Below are 17,077 nucleotides of genomic sequence, written 5' to 3'. Positions count from 1 at the left end.
CCGCCACCCTCAGGCGAAGCGCTTCAGCCCCGTGGCCATCAGCGCCTCCGCGATGTCGTGCCCCAGCCGGACGCCGCCGATCGGGCCGAGCTCGGACGGCCTCGCCGGGGTTCCCGTCCGCACGGTGCCGTCCGGGTCCTGCACGCTGATCCCGTCGAAGCGCCAGTGGACGCCGAGGAAGACCCGGCTGACCGAGTTCTCCACCGTCGCCTCCCACAGGCTGCCGAAGCGGCGGAGGTGCCGCGGGCGCCGGCCGCCGTCGGGATCGGTGTTCCGCCCGTTGTACTCGTCCGACACGAAGTCGAAGGCGATCGCGTCGGGCTCGCCGGGATCGGCGGCCGGCGCCGCCCCCCGCGCCTCGAGGTAGCGGCGCAGCACCCCGAAGGCGGCGGCCCCGAAGGTCGCGTGGCCCGAGGGATAAGCCGGGAAGCCCGGGGTGAATCGGTCCCCCCGGTTGGTCGCGGGCGCGCCGAGCGGCTGCCAGTCGGGATGCGCCCTCGCCGCCGTGCCCGCCGTCGTCGTGTCGGGCCCGAAGCTGGGGTCCCAGTGGCGGATGCCGATGACCGGGCGCCAGAAGTCGTAGTGGTACTTCCAGTGCCAGGCCTGGATGCCGGCATCGGCCATCGCCGTCGTCATCAGCGCCAGGAGGCGGACGTGGTCGGCGGTGTCCAGCGCCCCGTCGGCCAGCCCTTCCATCACGCGCAGCGCGATCTGGCAGTAGAGGCGCGGCGGCGTGCCGATCCGGTCCGCGCCGTCATAGGCCCAGAAGATGCCCCTCACCGTTTCGTCGGCGCTGCGCGTGTGCCCGGCGAGGGCGCCCTTCTCGCGGACCTCGTCGTGCTCCGCGAGGTAGTAGGGGTCCGTGTCGAAGGCCGAGGGCCAACCCGGGGGCGCCGCGAGGTCCATCCGGGGCACGACGAAGGGGCGGCACTTGCCCCATTGCTGCCCGTGCAGCCCCTGGGTGGGATGCCGCGGGTCGGGCTGGTGGCGGAAGCGCGCGGGGCTCGGCCCCTGCAGCGTGGCCACGAAGCCGAGGTCGTCCTTGCGGTCCTCGTGGATGCGGGTCGCGACCTCCCGCCCCCAGGCCTCGTCCGCGGGCGAGGCGGGCGCCGCCGCCACGAACTCGTCGCGGGCCTTGTCGAAGGCCTCCTGGTGCCGGGCGTGCCGGTAGAGGAGCCGCAGCATCGCCTCCGCCGCGGCCGCCAGGGCGCCCTCGGGGCTGGTGGCGCCCGCCGGCACCACCAGGCCGGGCATCCAGGTGAGGTCCGTCCCCGGCACCGGTTGCGTGCCGAGCACGGAGAAGTAGGCGTCGTGCATCGCGAGGTGCACGAGGGCCAGCGCGCGGGCGCTGAGCGTCGGCCCGCCCTGCTCGGTGGGCACCGGCGGCGCGCCGGGCGGCACCTCGACCACGCTGAAGTCGCGGCGGTTCGTCTCGAGCGCGACGCCCGTCCAGTAGGCGGCGGCATTGACCATGGGCGGCATCGAAGGTCCTCCCCAGGGCAATCCGTCCGGCGGGGCCCATCCCCGCCGCGGTGCCTTGGCAAGGCGACGCTAGGGAGCCCCCGGGCTCCGCTCCGTGACGAAAGCCACAGACAGGCCTAGCGCAGCGCGCGCACCACCCGCGCCGGGTTCCCCACCGCCAGCACGCCCGCCGGCAGGTCGCGGTTCACCACCGCCCCCGCCCCCACCACCGTGTCGTCCCCGATGGTCACGCCGGGCAGCACGAGGCAGCCGGCGCCGAGCCAGACGTTGCGCCCGATCGTCACGGGATGCGCGCTCTCGATCCCCGCCGCGCGCGGCCCGGGCTCCAGCGGGTGGGTGGCGGTCAGGACCTGCACGCCCGGCGCCACCTGGCAGGAATCCCCGAGCGTGATCGGCGCGCAGTCGAGGAAGACGCAGTTGAAGTTCACGTAGCTGTCCGCGCCGAGGCGGATGTTGCCCCCGTAGTCGCAGCGGAACCCCGGCATCACCTGGGTCGCCCGCCCGATCGCGCCCAGCAGGTCCTCCAGCACCGCGCGCCGAGCGGCCTCGTCCTCGGGCGGCAGGGCGTCCATCCGCTGCACCAGGGCGCGGGCGCGGCGGCGCGCCGCCAGGAGGTCCGGGTCCATGCCGTTGTAGGGCAGCCCCGCCAGCATCTTCTCGCGTTCGGTCATGCCGGAGTGTCGCCCCGGGGCGGCGCCGCGCCAAGCCGGCCTTCCGGTCAGGCCGCCGGGTCTTGCTGCCAGGTCTTGCTGCTGGGCGCGCGCGCTCGCAAACTGCGCGCAACAAGTTCGTGAGGAAGCGATGCCCCCCCGCCTGAACCGCCGCGGCCTGCTCGGCGCGGCCGCCGCCCTGCCCGCCCTCGCCCTGCCGACGATCGCGCGGGCGCAGCCCCGCTACAAGCCGGAATACAAGATCAGCGTCGTCGGCAACCGCCCCATCGCCCTCTCGGAATCGGCCTTCGTCTGGGCGGACCTCGTGAACCAGCGCTCCGAGGCGCGGCTGAACTTCAAGGTCTACCCCGGCTCCTCCCTCGTCGGCGGCGACCAGACGCGGGAGCTGGTGGCGATCCGCCAGGGCGTGATCGACGGCGCCGTCTTCTCCACCATCAACATCTCCCCCCAAGTGCGGGAGATGAACCTCTTCTCCCTTCCCTTCCTCATGCCCAACACGGCCGCCTTCGACGCGCTGGTGGGCGGGGAGGTCGGGCAGGCGCTGTTCCGCTCGCTCGCCGCGCGCGACATCGAGCCGCTGGCCTGGGGCGAGAACGGCTTCCGCGAGATCAGCAACTCCAAGCGCGCCATCCGCGCGCCGGGGGACCTCCGCGGCCTCAAGATCCGCTTCGCGGCCGGCGCCATCTTCTCCGAGATCTACACGGCCATGGGCGCCAACCCCGTGCAGATGTCCTTCGCCGACCTCCAGCCCGCGCTCTCGACCGGCGCGGTGGACGGGCAGGAGAACCCGGTGAACCTCTTCCTCGGCTTCCGCATGGACAGCCTCGCCCAGAAGCACCTCACGCTCTGGAACTACTGCGCGGACGCGGGAATCGTCTCCCTGTCCAAGCCCGTGCTCGCCAGCCTCGAGCCGCGCGACCGCGAGATCGTGGTGGAGGCCGCGCGCGAGGCCGGGCAGGCCGGCAACAACGCCGCCCGCAAGGGCCTCGGCGCCAACGGCGACCGCTCCTCCCTCGACGAATGCGCCCGCCGGGGCGTGGAGGTGGTGGACCTCACCCCCGCCGAGAAGCGCGCCTTCGCGCAGGCCACCCGCCCGGTCTTCGACAAGTGGGCGGCGACCGTCGGCGCCGACCTCGTTCGCCAGGCCGAGGCCGCCATCGCCCGCGTGGGCTAGAACCCTTATGAGCGGGGCCGCCCATGCCCCGCTCGTCCAGACAGGCCCCATGACCGAACACGCCGACATCCAGTCCCCGGGCCTTCAGCTCGGGGAGGCCCCGCCGCGCATCCCCGTCACGGTGGAGGGCGCGCTGGCGGCCGCGGCCATGGCCATCCTCGCCCTCATCACCATGGCCAACGTCGCGCTCCGCTACCTCACGGACGTGTCGATCGCCTTCACCGAGGAGTACTCGGTGGCGATCATGGTGGTCATGACCTTCCTCGGCAGCGCCGCCGCCGTGGGCGCGGACCGGCACATCCGCGTCACCTACTTCACCGAGAAGCTGCCCCTCCCCGCCGCGCGCCGGCTGGAGGTCCTGGTCCTCCTCTGCGGCCTCGCGGTCTTCGCGCCCCTCGCCTGGCTCGGCGCCTCCTACACCTGGGACGAGTACCGCTTCGAGGTGCTCTCGCCCGGCCTCGGCGTGCCGCAATGGCTCTACACCGGCTGGATGCCGCTCATGTCGCTCGTGATCTGCGCCCGCCTCCTGGGCCGCATGGCCTGCGTGATCCGGGCGGGCTGACGGCGATGCTCCTCGCGACCGCCATCCTCGTCGGCCTGTTCATCGTCCTCATGCTGCTCGGCGTGCCCATCGGCGTCGCCATGGGCCTCACCGGCTTCCTCGTCATCGCGGTGGAGGGCATGGGCGTCATGGCCCTGCCCACCAACATCTGGACGGGCATCGCGAAGTACCCGCTGCTGGCCCTGCCCATGTTCGTCCTCGCCGGCATGGTCTTCGAGCGCGCCGGCGTGGCCGCGCGCCTCGTCGGCTTCGCCCAGCTTCTGGTGGGCAACCGCACGGGGGCGCTCGCCATCGTGGCCGTGCTGCTCTGCATGATCCTCGGCGGCGTCTCCGGCTCGGGCGCGGCGGACGCGGCGGCCGTCGCGGCGGTGATGGTCCCGCCCATGCTGAAGCAGGGCTACCCCGCGCCCTACGTCGCCTCCCTCACCGCCGCGGGCGGCGCGACCGACGTGCTGATCCCGCCCTCCATCCCCTTCATCGTCTACGCCGTGCTGGTGCCGGGCGTCTCCGTCCCCGCGCTGTTCCTGGCGGGGGTGGTGCCCGGCATCCTCTCGGGCCTCGCCCTCATCGTCCCCGCGGTGTGGCTCGCCCGCCGCGGCGGCTTCGGCCTGCCCGAGCCCCGCGCCGCCCGCCCGCCGCTGACCGCCGCGCGGCTCTGGCGCTCCTTCGTCGACGCCGTCTGGGGCCTCGCCGCCCCGGTGGTGATCCTGGGCGGCCTCCGCTCCGGCGCCTTCACCCCCACCGAGGCCGCGGTCGTCGCCGTCTTCTACGGCCTCTTCGTCGGCACGGTCGTCTACCGCAGCTTCGGCTGGCGCGACCTCTACGAGGTGCTGCGCGACAGTGCGGAGATCTCGGCGGTCGTGCTGCTCATCATCGCGCTCGCCGCCATCTACGCCCACGCCGGCAGCACCGCCGGCATCTTCGACGCCCTCGCCGCCAGCCTGATCGGCTTCACCAGCAACGAGACGGTCATGCTGCTGGCCATCACGGTGCTGCTGATGATCGCGGGCACGGCGCTCGACGCCATCTCCACCTACCTCATCTTCATGCCGATCCTCCTGCCCATCGCCGCGGTCTTCCACTGGGACCTCACCTGGTTCGGCGTGATCATCACCATGAACGTCGCCATCGGCGCCTTCACCCCGCCCACCGCCGTGAACCTCATGGTCACCTGCCGCATCGCCGGCTGCAGCATGGAGAGCACCATGGTCTGGGTCTGGTGGTTCCTCCTGGCGATGACGGCGGTGATGCTGGCCGTGACCTTCCTGCCGGAGCTCGCCCTGGCCCTCCCCCGCTGGACCGGGGACCTCTGAGGGGCACCTGCCGAAGGAACACGCAGCCGCTGCCCCGCTTTGCCCAAGCCGGCGCCAATCCGGCTCGGTCGCATAAGTTTCAGGCAGTCTCGTCGCTTGGCACGCTTCTCGCAGCACCGTGACCGTCCGGCCAGTCGCGGGGGGATCCGCGGGCGCACCGGCCTAACCGGGACGAAGACACGAATGACGCTCTCCCTCACCCGCCGCGCCGCGCTGGCCGGCCTGGGCGGAGCGCTGGCGATGCCGGCGATCCGCCCCTCTTTCGCCCAAGGGGCGCCTATCAAGGTCGGCGTGCTCCACTCCCTCTCCGGCACCATGGCGATCAGCGAGACCGCGCTGCGCGACACCGTGCTGATGATGGTCGAGTGGGCGAACGCCCAGGGCGGCGTGCTCGGCCGCAAGCTCGAGGCCGTGGTGGTGGACCCCGCCTCCAACTGGCCCCTCTTCGCCGAGAAAGCGCGCGAGCTCCTCGCCGTCTCGAAGGTGGACGTCACCTTCGGCTGCTGGACCTCGGTCTCCCGCAAGTCCGTCCTGCCGGTCTTCGAGGAGCTGAACGGCCTTCTCTTCTACCCCGTCCAGTACGAAGGCGAGGAGCAGTCGAAGAACGTCTTCTACACCGGCGCCGCGCCGAACCAGCAGGCGATCCCGGCCACCGAGTACCTCATGGGCAAGGACGGCGGCGAGGCCAAGCGCATCGTCCTGCTCGGCACCGACTACGTCTACCCGCGCACCACCAACCGCATCCTGCGCGCCTACCTGAACAGCAAGGGCATCACCGATGCCGACATCATGGAGGAGTACACGCCCTTCGGCCATTCCGACTGGCAGGGCATCGTCTCCCGCGTGAAGCGCTTCGCCGGCGAGGGCAAGCGCACCGCCATCGTCTCCACCATCAACGGCGACGCCAACGTCCCCTTCTACCGGGAGCTCGGCAACCAGGGCATCAAGGCCGAGGACATCCCCTGCGTCGCCTTCTCCGTCGGCGAGGAGGAGCTGGCCGGCATCGACACCAAGCCGCTCGTCGGCCACCTCGCGGCCTGGAACTACTTCATGTCCATGCCGGGCAAGCCGAACGACGACTTCAAGGCGATGTGGCGCGCCTACATCAAGAACGACAAGCGCGTGACCAACGACCCCATGGAGGCCACCTACACCGGCTTCCGCATGTGGATGCAGGCCGTCGCCAAGGCCGGCACCACCGCGGTCGACCCCGTGCGCCAGGCCATGTACGGCCAGAAGGTCATGGCTCCCTGCGGCTACGAGGAGGAGATGCGCCCGAACCACCACCTCACCAAGCCCGTGGTGATCGGCGAGATCCAGGAGAACGGCCAGTTCAACGTCGTCTACAAGACGCCGAACGCCATCGCGGCCGAGAACTGGTCCCCCTTCATCCCCGAGAACGCTGCCCGGCGCGGCTGACGAGAAGGACAGGGCGGCGGGGCCCCTTCCCCGCCGCCCGATCCCCCATGGCCCGCATCCTTCTTCTGCTCGCCCTCCTCCTCGCCGTGGCGCGTCCCGCCGCGGCCGAGGACCCCTTCCTCGACGCCCTTCCCGGCCTCGCCGGCGGCTTCGGCGCCCAGGCGGAGGCGGTGGAGCGCCTCGGCGCCTCCGGCGACCCGCGCGCCCTCCCCGTGCTCCGCGCCCTCTCCGAAGGGCGGCTGCTGAAGCGCGACGCTACCCTCATCCTGAACAACGCCGACGCCGCCACCGGCCAGCCCGCCGATCCCGCGGGCGCCGAGACGGTCCGCATCAACAACCGCGTCCGCGCCGCCCTCCGCGGCGCCCTCGGCCGCCTGCAGCTCGTCTCCGCGAACCCCGACGAGCGCCTCGCCGCCGCTGAATCCGTGTTCCGCAGCCGCAGCGCCGAGAACATCCCGGGCCTCGAGGCCGCCATCGCGCGCGAGGCCGTGCCCCGCGTGCGGGAGCGCCAGGAGCTCGCCCTCGCCGCCTCCCGCCTCGTGGCGCCCGACGCCGGGGTGAAGCGGCAGGGCATCGCCATCCTCGGCGGCGCCTCCTCCGAGGACGCCCGCGCCCTGCTGCTCGAAGCTCGCAACGCGAACCCCGACCTGGCCGCCGAGATCGACGCCGCCGTCGCCGCCATCGACGCCCGCCTCACCTTCAAGCGCGCCGCCGAGACCCTCTTCCAGGGCCTCTCGCTCGGCTCCGTCCTGCTGCTCGCGGCGCTGGGCCTCGCCATCACCTTCGGCGTCATGGGCGTGATCAACATGGCGCACGGCGAGTTCGTCATGCTCGGCGCCTACACGACCTTCGTCGTGCAGGAGGCGCTGCGCGGCATCCCCTGGCTCCTCCCCTGGTCCCTCCCCCTCTCCGTCCCCGCCGCCTTCCTCGTCGCGGGCCTCGCGGGCGCGGCGCTGGAGCGCGGGCTGATCCGCCACCTCTACGGCCGCCCGCTGGAGACCCTGCTGATGACCTTCGGCGTCGGCATGATCCTGCAGCAATCCGTGCGCCTGGCCTTCGGCGCGCAGAACCGCGAGGTGATCTCCCCCTCCTGGATGCAGGGCACCCTGTCCCTCCCCGGCGGCATCCTCATCACCCAGAACCGCCTCTGGGTCATCGTCTTCGCGATCCTCGTCCTCCTCCTCGCCCTCGCCGCCATCCGCCTCACCCGCTTCGGGCTCGAGATGCGCGCCGTCGTGCAGAACCGCCGCATCGCCGCCACCATGGGCATCCGCACGGGGCGCGTGGACGCGCTCACCTTCGCCTTCGGCTCGGGCATCGCGGGCATGGCCGGCGTCGCGCTCAGCCAGATCGACAACGTCTCCCCCAACCTCGGCACCGGCTACATCATCGACAGCTTCATGGTCGTCGTCTTCGGCGGCGTGGGCTCCCTCGCCGGCACGCTGGTCGGCTCCATGGGGCTCGGTGTGCTGAACAAGGTGATCGAGCCCTGGGCGGGCGCGGTGCTGGCCAAGGTCGCCGTCCTCGTCATCATCATGCTCTTCATCCAGCGCCGCCCGCGCGGCCTCTTCGCCCTCAAGGGCCGGGCGGCCGACGCGTGAGCGACATCGCCGCCACCCCCGCCCCGCGCCGTATCCCCGCGCGCCTGCTCGTCCGCGGGGCCATCCTCGCGGGCATCGCGCTCCTCGCGATCCTGCCCCTCCTCAACCAACTTCCCCTCGGCAGCGCGCTCCGCGTCTCGGACTTCACCGTCGCCGTCACCGGCAAGTGGATCTGCTACGCGGTGCTGGCGCTGGCGATCGACCTTGCCTGGGGCTACGCGGGCATCCTCTCGCTCGGCCACGGCGCCTTCTTCGCGCTCGGCGGCTACGCCATGGGCATGCACCTCATGCGCCTCATCGGCCCGCGCGGCGTCTACGGCCATCCCGTGCTGCCGGACTTCATGGTCTTCCTCGGCTATCGTGAGCTCCCCTGGTACTGGCTCGGCTTCGACCACTTTCCCTACGCCATGCTCATGGCGCTGCTGGTGCCCGGCGCCCTCGCCTTCCTCGTCGGCTGGCTCTCCTTCCGCAGCCGCATCACCGGCGTCTACTTCTCCATCCTGACGCAGGCGATGACCTACGCCCTCATGCTCGCCTTCTTCCGCAACGACATGGGCTTCGGCGGCAACAACGGCTTCACCGACTTCAAGGAGCTGCTGGGCGTGCCGCTCAACACCCAGGGCGCGCGCGCCGGCCTCTTCTACGCCGCCCTCGCGCTGCTCGCGGGCGCGCTGTTCCTCTGCCGCCATCTCGTCTCGACCAAGCTCGGCCGCGTGCTGGTCGCGGTGCGCGACGCCGAGAGCCGGGTCCGCTTCCTCGGCTACTCCGTCACCGCCTTCAAGCTGGCCGTCTTCGTCCTCTCCGCCATGATGGCGGGCCTGGCCGGCGCCCTCTACGTGCCGCTCGTTGGCATCATCAACCCCGGCGAGTTCGCGCCCGGCAACTCGATCGAGGCCGTCATCTGGGTCGCCGTCGGCGGGCGCGGCACGCTCGTCGGCGCGGTGCTCGGCGCCTTCTCCGTCAACGCCGTGAAGACCTGGCTCACCTCCTTCGCGCCGGACCTCTGGCTCTTCGTCCTCGGCGGCCTCTTCGTCGCCGTCACCCTGCTGCTGCCGCAGGGCCTGGTCGGCCTGTTCCGGAGGCGCGCGCGATGAGCGGACCCGTTCTCTACCTCGACGGCGTCTCCGTCGTCTTCGACGGCTTCCGCGCGCTGAACAACCTCTCCCTCGTGGTCGATCCCGGCGAGCTGCGCTCCGTCATCGGCCCCAACGGCGCGGGCAAAACCACGATGATGGACGTCATCACCGGCAAGACCCGCCCCACCGCCGGCACCGTTCGCTTCGGCGACCACGACCTGACCCGCATGGACGAGGCCGCCATCGCCAACCTCGGCATCGGCCGCAAGTTCCAGAAGCCCACCGTCTTCGACGCCCTCACCGTCTTCGAGAACCTCGAGCTGGCGCTGAAGGCCCCGCGCGACCCGTGGTCCTGCCTCCGCTGGCGCCTCGCGGCCGGCGCCCGCGCGCGGATCGGGGCGGTGCTGGAGGAGATCGGCCTCGCCCCCCGCGCCGGGGACCTCGCCGGCGTCCTCTCCCACGGCCAGCGCCAGTGGCTGGAGATCGGCATGCTGCTGATGCAGGACCCGGAGCTCCTCCTCGTGGACGAGCCGGTCGCGGGCATGACCGACCAGGAGACCGAGCAGACCGCCGCCCTGCTCCGCCGCATCGCCGGCCGCCGCAGCGTGGTGGTGGTGGAGCACGACCTCGAATTCGTCCGCGCCCTCGGCCAGAAGGTCACCGTCCTGCACGAGGGCACGATGCTGTCGGAGGGCACGATCGACGCCGTGCAGAACGACCCCCGCGTCATCGAAGTCTACCTGGGGCGCTGAGCCATGCTGCGAGCCACCGGCATCCGCCTCTCCTACGGCGCCAGCCTCTGCCTCCGGGGCGTGGACCTCGCCGCCGATCCCGGGCGCATCACCTGCGTCCTCGGCCGCAACGGCGTCGGCAAGTCCTCCCTCATGCGCTCCGTCATGGGGGTGGAGCGCATCGCCGCCGGCCGCATCGAGTGGGAGGGGCGCGACATCGCGACCCTCTCCCCCGCCGACCGCGCCCGCGCCGGCATCGGCTATGTCCCCCAGGGGCGGGAGATCTTCCCCTTCCTCACCGTGCAGGAGAACCTCGAGACGGCGCTGGCCGCCGCCCCGCGTGGGTCCAAGGTCTCGGCGGAGGTCTTCGACCTCTTCCCCGTCCTCCGCCAGTTCCTCCGGCGCCGCGGCGGCGACCTCTCGGGCGGCCAGCAGCAGCAGCTTGCCATCGCGCGCGCCCTCACCGCCCGCCCGCGCCTCCTCATCCTCGACGAACCCACCGAGGGCATCCAGCCCTCCGTCATCAAGGACATCGCCCGCGTCATCCGCCACCTCGCGCGCGACCGGAACATGGCCGTGGTGCTGGTCGAGCAGTACTACGAGTTCGCCCGCGACCTCGCCGACCGCATCACCGTCGTGGTCCGCGGCGAGGTCGCGCTGGAGGGCGAGGTCGGCGCGCTCGAGGAGGAATCCGTGCGCCGCCTGCTCACGGTCTGACCGGCGGGCGGGGGCCCCTCCGCCCGCCCCCGCAAACCGGAGCCGCCCGCCCCGCGTTCCCCGCCCGGCACGGGAAGGGACAGAGGCCCATGGCGGAAGGGAAGCGCGTCGCGCTGGTCACGGGCGGCGCGAGGGGCATCGGGCGCGGCATCGCCCGGCGGCTGGCCGCGGACGGCTGGCACGTCGTCACCGCCGACACCGAGCCCGAGGGCCCGCCCGAGGCCGCCCGCCACGCCCGCGCCGACATCGCCGACGAGGCCGCCGTCCGCGCCCTGGTCGACGGCATCGCCAGCGCCGAAGGCCGCCTCGACGGGCTCGTCTGCAACGCCGGCATCATGGTGCGCAAGCCGCTGCGGGACCTCTCGCTGGAGGAATGGTCCCGCGTGATCGGCACCAACCTCACCAGCACCTACCTCCTCGCCCGCGCGGCCGAACCCCTGCTGCGGGCCGCGCGCGGCGCCATCGTCACCATGGCCTCCACCCGCGCCCATCAGTCCGAGCCGGACACCGAGAGCTACGCCGCCTCCAAGGGCGGGCTGCTCGCCCTGACCCACGCGCTCGCCGTCAGCCTCGGCCCGGAGGTGCGCGCCAACGTCATCTCCCCCGGCTGGATCAACGTGCGCGACGAAACGCTGAGCGAGGCGGACAACGCCCAGCACCCCGCCGGCCGCGTCGGCCGCCCGGAGGACATCGCGGCTCTGGCCGCCTGGCTGCTCGGCCCCGAGAGCGGCTTCGTCACCGGCTCGGAATTCATCTCGGACGGCGGGATGACCCGGAAGATGATCTACGAGGACTGATTACTGAGCCAGGCCGGCGCGCGGCGCTCCTTGAAGGCGGCGATCCCCTCGTCCGCCTCCCCGCTCGTGGTGCAGCGCGCGAAGGCCCGCGCGCCGGCTTCCGCGTAGCCCTCCGGCACCGCGCCGCCGAGCGCCGCCAGCATCGCCTTCGTCTCCGCCAGCGCCCCGGGGGCGCCCTGCATCACGTCGGCCACCGCCCCCTCCACCAGCGCTTCCAGCGCCGCCGCATCGGGGGCCACCTGGTGCACCAGCCCGATTCGCCCGGCCTCGGCCGCGTCCATCACGTGCCCCTGCAGCACCATGCGCGCGGCCTGGCTGCGCCCGGTGCGGCGGACGATCCAGGGCAGGATCTGGGCGGCCACCAGCCCGCGCCGGGCCTCGGGCGCCGCGAAGCGCGCGTCGGCGCTGGCGAAGGCGATGTCCGCCGCGCAGACGAAGCCCAAGCCCCCCGCGAAGGCCGATCCCTGCACCGCCGAGATCACCACCTGCGGCAGCGCCGCGAGGGCCGCGAAGCGCGCCCCGATCGCCCGGTTCCGCTCGAGCTGCGCGGCCATCCGCTCCGCCTCCGGCAGGGGCTCGCCCACCTCGCCGAGGTCCAGCCCCGCGCAGAAATGCCCGCCCGCGCCCGAGAGCACGAGCACCCGCGCCGCCCGGTCCTCCCGGAGCCCCTCCAGCAGGCTGTCGATCGCCGCCGACAGCGCCCCGTTGAGCGCGTTGCGCCGCGCCGGCCGGTTCAGCACGGCCCTCACCACGCCGCCCCGGCGCGTCACGAGAAGCGGTTCGTCGCCCATCGGCTTTCCTCCATCCCTTCCCCGTCATGCCGGGGGCGCGGCGGGCCCGCAAGGCAGCCCGCCCCGACGCGCTTCCCCAGCCCACCCCTTCCCATGCTAGGGAGGCGATCGATATGCGCCATAAGATGTAAAGCCCGCGGAAGGTCAGCCATGTCCCAGCGCACCCAGGTCGGCATCGTCGGTTGCGGCCCCGCCGGCCTCTTCCTCTCCCACCTCCTGCACCGCGCGGGCATCGAGAGCGTGATCCTCGAGAACCGCTCGCGCGAGGCGGTCGAGAGCACCATCCGCGCCGGCGTGCTCGAGCACTGGGTGACCGACCTGATGCGCGGCATGGGCCTCGGCGGGCGCATGGACCGCGAGGCGCACATCCACAGCGGCATCACCCTGCAATACGGCCCTAACCGCTTCCACCTCGACGTGACGGAGCTGACCGGCGGCAAGCAGGTCACGGTCTACGCCCAGCACGAGGTCCTCCGCGACCTCATCGCCGGCCGCGTCGCCGACGGCGGCGCCATCCATTTCGAGGTGACCGACACCGCCTTCCACGACGTCGAGACCGAGGCCCCCCGCATCGCCTTCCGCGACAAGGACGGCACGCCCGACGAGCTTCTCTGCGACTACGTCGTCGCCGCCGACGGCTTCCACGGCCCCGGCCGCAAGGCCATCCCGGAGGGGACGCGCCAGGAATACAACAAGACCTACCCCTTCGGCTGGCTCGGCATCCTCGCCCGCGCGCCCATCTCCTGGCACGAGCTCATCTACGCCCGCCACGAGGACGGCTTTGCGCTGCTCAGCACGCGCTCGCCCGAGATCCAGCGCATGTACATCCAGTGCGACCCCGCCGACGACATCGCGAACTGGCCGGACGCCCGCATCTGGGCCGAGCTGCACAAGCGCCTCGAGATCGCCGGCAACTGGCACCTCTCGGAGGGCGACATCTTCCAGAAGGGCATCATCCCGCTCCGCAGCTTCGTCTGCGAGACCATGCGCCACGGCCGCCTCTTCCTGGCCGGCGACGCCGCCCACATCGTGCCCCCCACCGGCGCCAAGGGCCTCAACCTGGCCGTCGCCGACGTGCTCGTCCTCTCCCGCGCGCTGGAGGACGCGATCCGGCACCACCGCACGGAGCGCCTCGACGCCTACCCCGCGACCGCGCTCCGCCGCATCTGGAAGGCCGAGCGCTTCTCCTGGATGATGACGACGATGCTGCACGTCGACGAGACGGAATCCCCCTTCGAGCACCGCATCCGCATGGCCGACCTCGACTTCCTCTCGGGCTCGCGCAACGCCCAGGCGGCCGTCGCCGAGAACTACGTCGGCTTGCCCTTCGACGCCTGAAGGCGCGGCCCCCTCACACCACCACGCCCCCGCTCACGTGGATGACCTGCCCCGTGACATAGGCCGCGCCGGGGGAAGCCAGGAACGCCACCGCCGCCGCCACGTCCGCCGGCGTCCCCAGCCGCCCCAGCGGGATGCGCGGCAGGATCGCCTCCCAGGCCGCCGGGTCCAGCGCCGCGTGGGTGCCCGTGTCCTTGCGCGTGAAGCCCGGCGCCACCGCGTTCACCGTGACCCGCGGCGCCCATTCGAGCGCGAGCGAGCGCACCAGCGCCTCCACCCCCGCCTTGGCCGCGGCGCTGGCCGGGAAGACCGCCGTGTCCGTCCGGAACAGGTGGGCCACGAAGGAGGAGACCGCGACCAGCCGCGCCATCCCGCCCCCCTCGCCCGATTCCCACAGGTGCGGCCCCGCCGCCCGCGCGAGCCGCAGGAAGCCCCAGAGCACCGTGTCCGCGCTGCGGGCGAAGCCCTCGTCGGTGAGGGACGCCACCGGCGTGCGGTCCGCGAAGCCCGCGTTGGCGACGACCACGTCGAGCCCGCCCAGCGCCGCCACCGCCTCCTCCACCAGCCGCGCGGGCGTCGCCGCGTCGGTCAGGTCGCCCATCAGCACCGTGGCCAGGGCGCCCGCCGCCCGCAGCTCCGCGGCCACCGCCTCCGCGCCCTCCCGGTTGCGCCGCGCGTGCACGGCGATGGAGGCCCCCGGCACCGCCATGGCCCGCGCCGTCGCCGCCCCGATCCCGCTCGAGGCCCCCGTGATCAGGATCCGCCGCCCGGCCATCCGCCCTCCTCCCTGACGGCCCCCCGATGGACGGCGGCGCCCCCTCACCGCAGGATGCCCCGCAACGCAGCGATGGGGGAGAGGCGCATGACGGTGACGGTAATGCAGGCGGAGGGCCTCTATCCCGACGACACGGTGGAGCGGGAGGTCTTCGGCCCCGACGTCCGCATCCTGCAGCCCGTCTGCTCCGCCCTGTCCGAGCTGCCGGACGAGACCTGCGCGGAGGTCGAGGGCCTCTTCGTCTTCCGCCAGTGGCTGAACGCCGCCGACATCGCCCGCTTCCCGCGCCTGCGCTGCGTCGTCCGCATGGGCGTGGGCTACGACCGGCTGGACCGCGCGGCGCTGGCCGCGCGGGGCGTCACCGTCTGCAACCTGCCGGACTACGGCACGACGGAGGTGGCCGACCACGCCATCTCCCTCGCCCTCGCGCTCCGCCGCGGCCTGCTCCTCCACCACGACGCGCAGCGCGCGGCGCCGCCCGCCGCCTGGGTGCCCATCGACTCGCCGCTCGTGCAGCGCCCCTCCACCCGGGTCTTCGGCGTGGTCGGCCTTGGCCGCATCGGCACGGCGGCGGCGCTGCGGGCGAAGGCCTTCGGCTGGAACGTGATCTTCCACGACCCCTACCGCCCCAACGGCGCGGAGCTGGCGCTGGGCATCGGCCGCGTGCGGCGGGTGGAGGAGCTGTTCGAGAGGGCCGACACCCTCTCCCTCCACACCCCCCTCACCCGCACCACCCGCGGCCTGGTGGACGCCCGCCTGCTCCGCCTCATGCCCCCCGGCGCCGTGCTGGTGAACACCGCCCGCGGCCCCATCCTCGAGCTCGACGCGCTGGAGGCGGCGCTGCGGGACGGCACCCTCGCCGGCGCGGGGCTCGACGTCCTTCCGGAGGAGCCGCCCGGCCCCGCCGTCCACCCCCTCCTCGCCGCCTACCGGGCGCGGGAGCCCTGGCTCGCCGGGCGCCTCATCGTCACGCCGCACAGCGCCTTCCACTCGCCGGAAGCCCTGGCCGACATCCGCCGCAAGGGCGCGGAGACGATGCGCGACGTCCTCGTGGAGGGGCTGGCCACGAACGTCATCCGCCCGGAGGACGACTGAACCGCCTTCTAGCGATAATGTGATAACTGATTATTTCGATACCATTATGTGAATCCTCGAGGATAGCGCTGAAACAACACGCCTTATCGGTTATTTTCTATTCACGGTTGAACCTGGTAGCGGTCTTGCCCCCGTTCCGGTAAACAAGAAGTGAAAGCCGAAGGGGGATCACCCAGTGCCGCGAGGCGAGGAGAGCACCGTTCCGGACCCGCGCCCCGAGGGCCGGATGCCGCATATCGTGCTGGACGTCTCCCGGCTCCTCGCCTGCGGCTCCAAGGCCGCCCCCTCCGGCATCGACCGGGTCGAAATGGCCTATGCCCGCCACTGGGCGAGCGCCCCGGAGGGAAGCTGCACCTTCGTCGCCCAGGCGATGCTCGGCGACTACGTCGCCCTGCCCTGGCGCGCGGTCTGCGGCCTCATCGCCTCCCTCACCTCCGCCTGGCTGCAGGGCGACCCCGCCGGGAACCAGGTCCGCCGCGCCCGCCGCCTCGCGGTCGCGCTCCGCTGGCGCGTCATGGCCGGCATGGGCCAGCGCCCCCTCGCCCGCCGCCTCCGCGCGCCCGGCCCGAAGACCTTCCTCCTCGTCTCCCACCGCGCCCTCGACCGCGAGCGGCCGATCCAGGCGATGCGGGACGCCGGCTGCCGCTTCGTCCCCCTCATCCACGACCTCATCCCGGCCACCCACCCCGAATACGCCCGCCCCGGCCAGGCCGAGCGCCACCTGCGGCGCATCCGCACCACCGCGGCCCTCGCCGACGCCGTCATCGTCAACTCCGCCCACACCGAGGAGGCGCTGCGCCCCCATCTCGCGGCCCGCGGCACGCCCCCGGCCGTGCTCGTCGCCCCCCTCGGCATCGACCCCCTGCCCGCCCCGGCCCCGGCCCTGCCGGCCGAGCCCTACTTCGTCGTCCTCGGCACCATCGAGCCGCGCAAGAACCACCTCCTGCTGCTCCACCTCTGGCGCGAGATGGCCGCGGCGGCGGAGCGCACGGGCGCGCGCGTGCCGCACCTCGTCGTCGTCGGCCGCCGCGGCTGGGAGAACGAGAACGTCGTCGACATCCTCGAGCGCTGCGACGCCCTCCGCGGCACCGTCCGCGAGCTCGGCCAGATCCCCGACCGCGAGGTCTGGGAGCTGCTCCGCGGCGCCCGCGCCCTCCTCTTCCCGTCCTTCGCGGAGGGCTACGGCCTGCCGCTGGCCGAGGCCCTCGCCCTCGGCGTCCCCGCCATCTGCTCGGACCTGCCGGCGCTGCGCGAGGTCGGCGGCACCGTGCCCGACTACCTCGACCCCCTGGACGGCCCCGCCTGGCGCGCCGCCATCCTCGACTACGCCGACCCCGACGGCGCCGCGCGGAAGGCCCAGCTCGCCCGCCTGCCCGGCTGGACCGCGCCGCGCTGGAGCGCCCACTTCGCCATGGTCGACCGCATGCTCGCGGGCCTCGCCCACGAATCCTTCCGCTCCGTCCCCCGCGCCGCCGCGCCGGGCTGGCTGCGGGGCCGCCCGCTCCGCTCGGGCGGGGCCACGACCTGAGCGGCGG

16 protein-coding genes are annotated in these 17,077 nt (G+C 73.1%); 12 read left to right on the top strand and 4 right to left on the bottom strand.

The features are described from left to right. Window positions 1-9 precede the first annotated feature (9 nt). Both EAH89_RS09390 and EAH89_RS09385 read right to left on the bottom strand, forming a co-directional pair. Window positions 10-1,482 carry a vanadium-dependent haloperoxidase gene (locus tag EAH89_RS09390; protein WP_140882542.1) on the bottom strand — a complete coding sequence of 491 codons (1,473 nt, stop codon included), beginning with the start codon at window positions 1,480-1,482 and terminating at the stop codon, window positions 10-12. 116 nt (window positions 1,483-1,598) lie between these two features. Continuing rightward, the gene (locus tag EAH89_RS09385; RefSeq protein ID WP_140882541.1) at window positions 1,599-2,153 is read right to left on the bottom strand and encodes a sugar O-acetyltransferase; all 555 of its coding nucleotides are present in this window, start codon (window positions 2,151-2,153) and stop codon (window positions 1,599-1,601) included. Window positions 2,154-2,283: 130 nt separating this feature from the next. Between EAH89_RS09385 and dctP the strand changes: the two genes are divergently transcribed. The 9 genes from dctP (at window position 2,284) to EAH89_RS09340 (ending at window position 11,543) form a co-directional block, all read left to right on the top strand. After that, the gene (gene dctP / locus EAH89_RS09380; RefSeq protein ID WP_140882540.1) at window positions 2,284-3,327 is read left to right on the top strand and encodes a TRAP transporter substrate-binding protein DctP; all 1,044 of its coding nucleotides are present in this window, start codon (window positions 2,284-2,286) and stop codon (window positions 3,325-3,327) included. Window positions 3,328-3,376: 49 nt separating this feature from the next. After that, complete coding sequence (locus tag EAH89_RS09375) at window positions 3,377-3,889, top strand: TRAP transporter small permease (RefSeq protein ID WP_140882539.1); 513 nt, start codon at window positions 3,377-3,379, stop codon at window positions 3,887-3,889. Window positions 3,890-3,894: 5 nt separating this feature from the next. After that, window positions 3,895-5,202, top strand: a complete 1,308-nt coding sequence (locus EAH89_RS09370) for a TRAP transporter large permease (protein ID WP_140882538.1) — start codon at window positions 3,895-3,897, stop codon at window positions 5,200-5,202. A gap of 183 nt (window positions 5,203-5,385) precedes the next feature. After that, entirely contained in the window at window positions 5,386-6,621 is a 1,236-nt protein-coding gene (gene urtA, locus EAH89_RS09365; RefSeq protein ID WP_140882537.1) for an urea ABC transporter substrate-binding protein, read from the top strand. A 47-nt stretch (window positions 6,622-6,668) separates the two neighbouring features. Further along, entirely contained in the window at window positions 6,669-8,222 is a 1,554-nt protein-coding gene (gene urtB, locus EAH89_RS09360; protein ID WP_140882536.1) for an urea ABC transporter permease subunit UrtB, read from the top strand. Between the two features lie 5 nt (window positions 8,223-8,227). Next, complete coding sequence (urtC, locus tag EAH89_RS09355) at window positions 8,228-9,316, top strand: urea ABC transporter permease subunit UrtC (RefSeq protein ID WP_338325524.1); 1,089 nt, start codon at window positions 8,228-8,230, stop codon at window positions 9,314-9,316. Continuing rightward, window positions 9,313-10,050 (top strand): urea ABC transporter ATP-binding protein UrtD, encoded by a 738-nt coding sequence (gene urtD, locus EAH89_RS09350; protein WP_140882535.1) that lies wholly within the window; start codon window positions 9,313-9,315, stop codon window positions 10,048-10,050. Before urtC ends, urtD begins: the two co-directional genes overlap by 4 nt. A gap of 3 nt (window positions 10,051-10,053) precedes the next feature. Further along, window positions 10,054-10,746, top strand: coding sequence for an urea ABC transporter ATP-binding subunit UrtE (gene urtE / locus EAH89_RS09345; protein WP_140882534.1), 693 nt, complete (start codon window positions 10,054-10,056; stop codon window positions 10,744-10,746). Between the two features lie 89 nt (window positions 10,747-10,835). Continuing rightward, window positions 10,836-11,543 carry an SDR family oxidoreductase gene (locus tag EAH89_RS09340; protein ID WP_140882533.1) on the top strand — a complete coding sequence of 236 codons (708 nt, stop codon included), beginning with the start codon at window positions 10,836-10,838 and terminating at the stop codon, window positions 11,541-11,543. Here the strand turns inward: EAH89_RS09340 and EAH89_RS09335 are convergent. After that, entirely contained in the window at window positions 11,531-12,334 is an 804-nt protein-coding gene (locus tag EAH89_RS09335; protein WP_140882532.1) for an enoyl-CoA hydratase/isomerase family protein, read from the bottom strand. The two genes, EAH89_RS09340 and EAH89_RS09335, sit on opposite strands and share 13 nt — an antisense overlap. 150 nt (window positions 12,335-12,484) lie before the next feature. Between EAH89_RS09335 and EAH89_RS09330 the strand changes: the two genes are divergently transcribed. Then, window positions 12,485-13,672: a 4-hydroxybenzoate 3-monooxygenase gene (locus EAH89_RS09330; RefSeq protein ID WP_140882531.1), complete on the top strand. Its 1,188-nt coding sequence runs from the start codon at window positions 12,485-12,487 to the stop codon at window positions 13,670-13,672. 13 nt (window positions 13,673-13,685) lie between these two features. Here EAH89_RS09330 and EAH89_RS09325 read toward each other — a convergent pair whose 3' ends face one another. Further along, complete coding sequence (locus EAH89_RS09325; protein WP_140882530.1) at window positions 13,686-14,447, bottom strand: SDR family NAD(P)-dependent oxidoreductase; 762 nt, start codon at window positions 14,445-14,447, stop codon at window positions 13,686-13,688. Window positions 14,448-14,534: 87 nt separating this feature from the next. Here EAH89_RS09325 and EAH89_RS09320 point away from each other — a divergent pair, with 87 nt between their 5' ends. Further along, entirely contained in the window at window positions 14,535-15,542 is a 1,008-nt protein-coding gene (locus tag EAH89_RS09320) for a C-terminal binding protein (RefSeq protein ID WP_140882529.1), read from the top strand. Window positions 15,543-15,717: 175 nt separating this feature from the next. Beyond that, complete coding sequence (locus EAH89_RS09315; protein WP_241666927.1) at window positions 15,718-17,070, top strand: glycosyltransferase family 4 protein; 1,353 nt, start codon at window positions 15,718-15,720, stop codon at window positions 17,068-17,070. Window positions 17,071-17,077 lie beyond the last annotated feature (7 nt).

This window comes from Muricoccus nepalensis (genome assembly GCF_006438825.1).
Lineage (GTDB): Bacteria > Pseudomonadota > Alphaproteobacteria > Acetobacterales > Acetobacteraceae > Roseomonas > Roseomonas nepalensis.
This window is presented reverse-complemented; position numbering and strand designations above follow the sequence as displayed.

What these genes read in the sequence shown, in the direction of transcription:
- EAH89_RS09390 (WP_140882542.1), bottom strand. Translation starts at nt 1,482, where the DNA reads ATGCCGCCCATGGTCAATGCCGCCGCCTACTGGACGGGCGTCGCGCTC.
- EAH89_RS09385 (WP_140882541.1), bottom strand. Translation starts at nt 2,153, where the DNA reads ATGACCGAACGCGAGAAGATGCTGGCGGGGCTGCCCTACAACGGCATG.
- dctP (WP_140882540.1), top strand. Translation starts at nt 2,284, where the DNA reads ATGCCCCCCCGCCTGAACCGCCGCGGCCTGCTCGGCGCGGCCGCCGCC.
- EAH89_RS09375 (WP_140882539.1), top strand. Translation starts at nt 3,377, where the DNA reads ATGACCGAACACGCCGACATCCAGTCCCCGGGCCTTCAGCTCGGGGAG.
- EAH89_RS09370 (WP_140882538.1), top strand. Translation starts at nt 3,895, where the DNA reads ATGCTCCTCGCGACCGCCATCCTCGTCGGCCTGTTCATCGTCCTCATG.
- urtA (WP_140882537.1), top strand. Translation starts at nt 5,386, where the DNA reads ATGACGCTCTCCCTCACCCGCCGCGCCGCGCTGGCCGGCCTGGGCGGA.
- urtB (WP_140882536.1), top strand. Translation starts at nt 6,669, where the DNA reads ATGGCCCGCATCCTTCTTCTGCTCGCCCTCCTCCTCGCCGTGGCGCGT.
- urtD (WP_140882535.1), top strand. Translation starts at nt 9,313, where the DNA reads ATGAGCGGACCCGTTCTCTACCTCGACGGCGTCTCCGTCGTCTTCGAC.
- urtE (WP_140882534.1), top strand. Translation starts at nt 10,054, where the DNA reads ATGCTGCGAGCCACCGGCATCCGCCTCTCCTACGGCGCCAGCCTCTGC.
- EAH89_RS09340 (WP_140882533.1), top strand. Translation starts at nt 10,836, where the DNA reads ATGGCGGAAGGGAAGCGCGTCGCGCTGGTCACGGGCGGCGCGAGGGGC.
- EAH89_RS09335 (WP_140882532.1), bottom strand. Translation starts at nt 12,334, where the DNA reads ATGGGCGACGAACCGCTTCTCGTGACGCGCCGGGGCGGCGTGGTGAGG.
- EAH89_RS09330 (WP_140882531.1), top strand. Translation starts at nt 12,485, where the DNA reads ATGTCCCAGCGCACCCAGGTCGGCATCGTCGGTTGCGGCCCCGCCGGC.
- EAH89_RS09325 (WP_140882530.1), bottom strand. Translation starts at nt 14,447, where the DNA reads ATGGCCGGGCGGCGGATCCTGATCACGGGGGCCTCGAGCGGGATCGGG.
- EAH89_RS09320 (WP_140882529.1), top strand. Translation starts at nt 14,535, where the DNA reads ATGACGGTGACGGTAATGCAGGCGGAGGGCCTCTATCCCGACGACACG.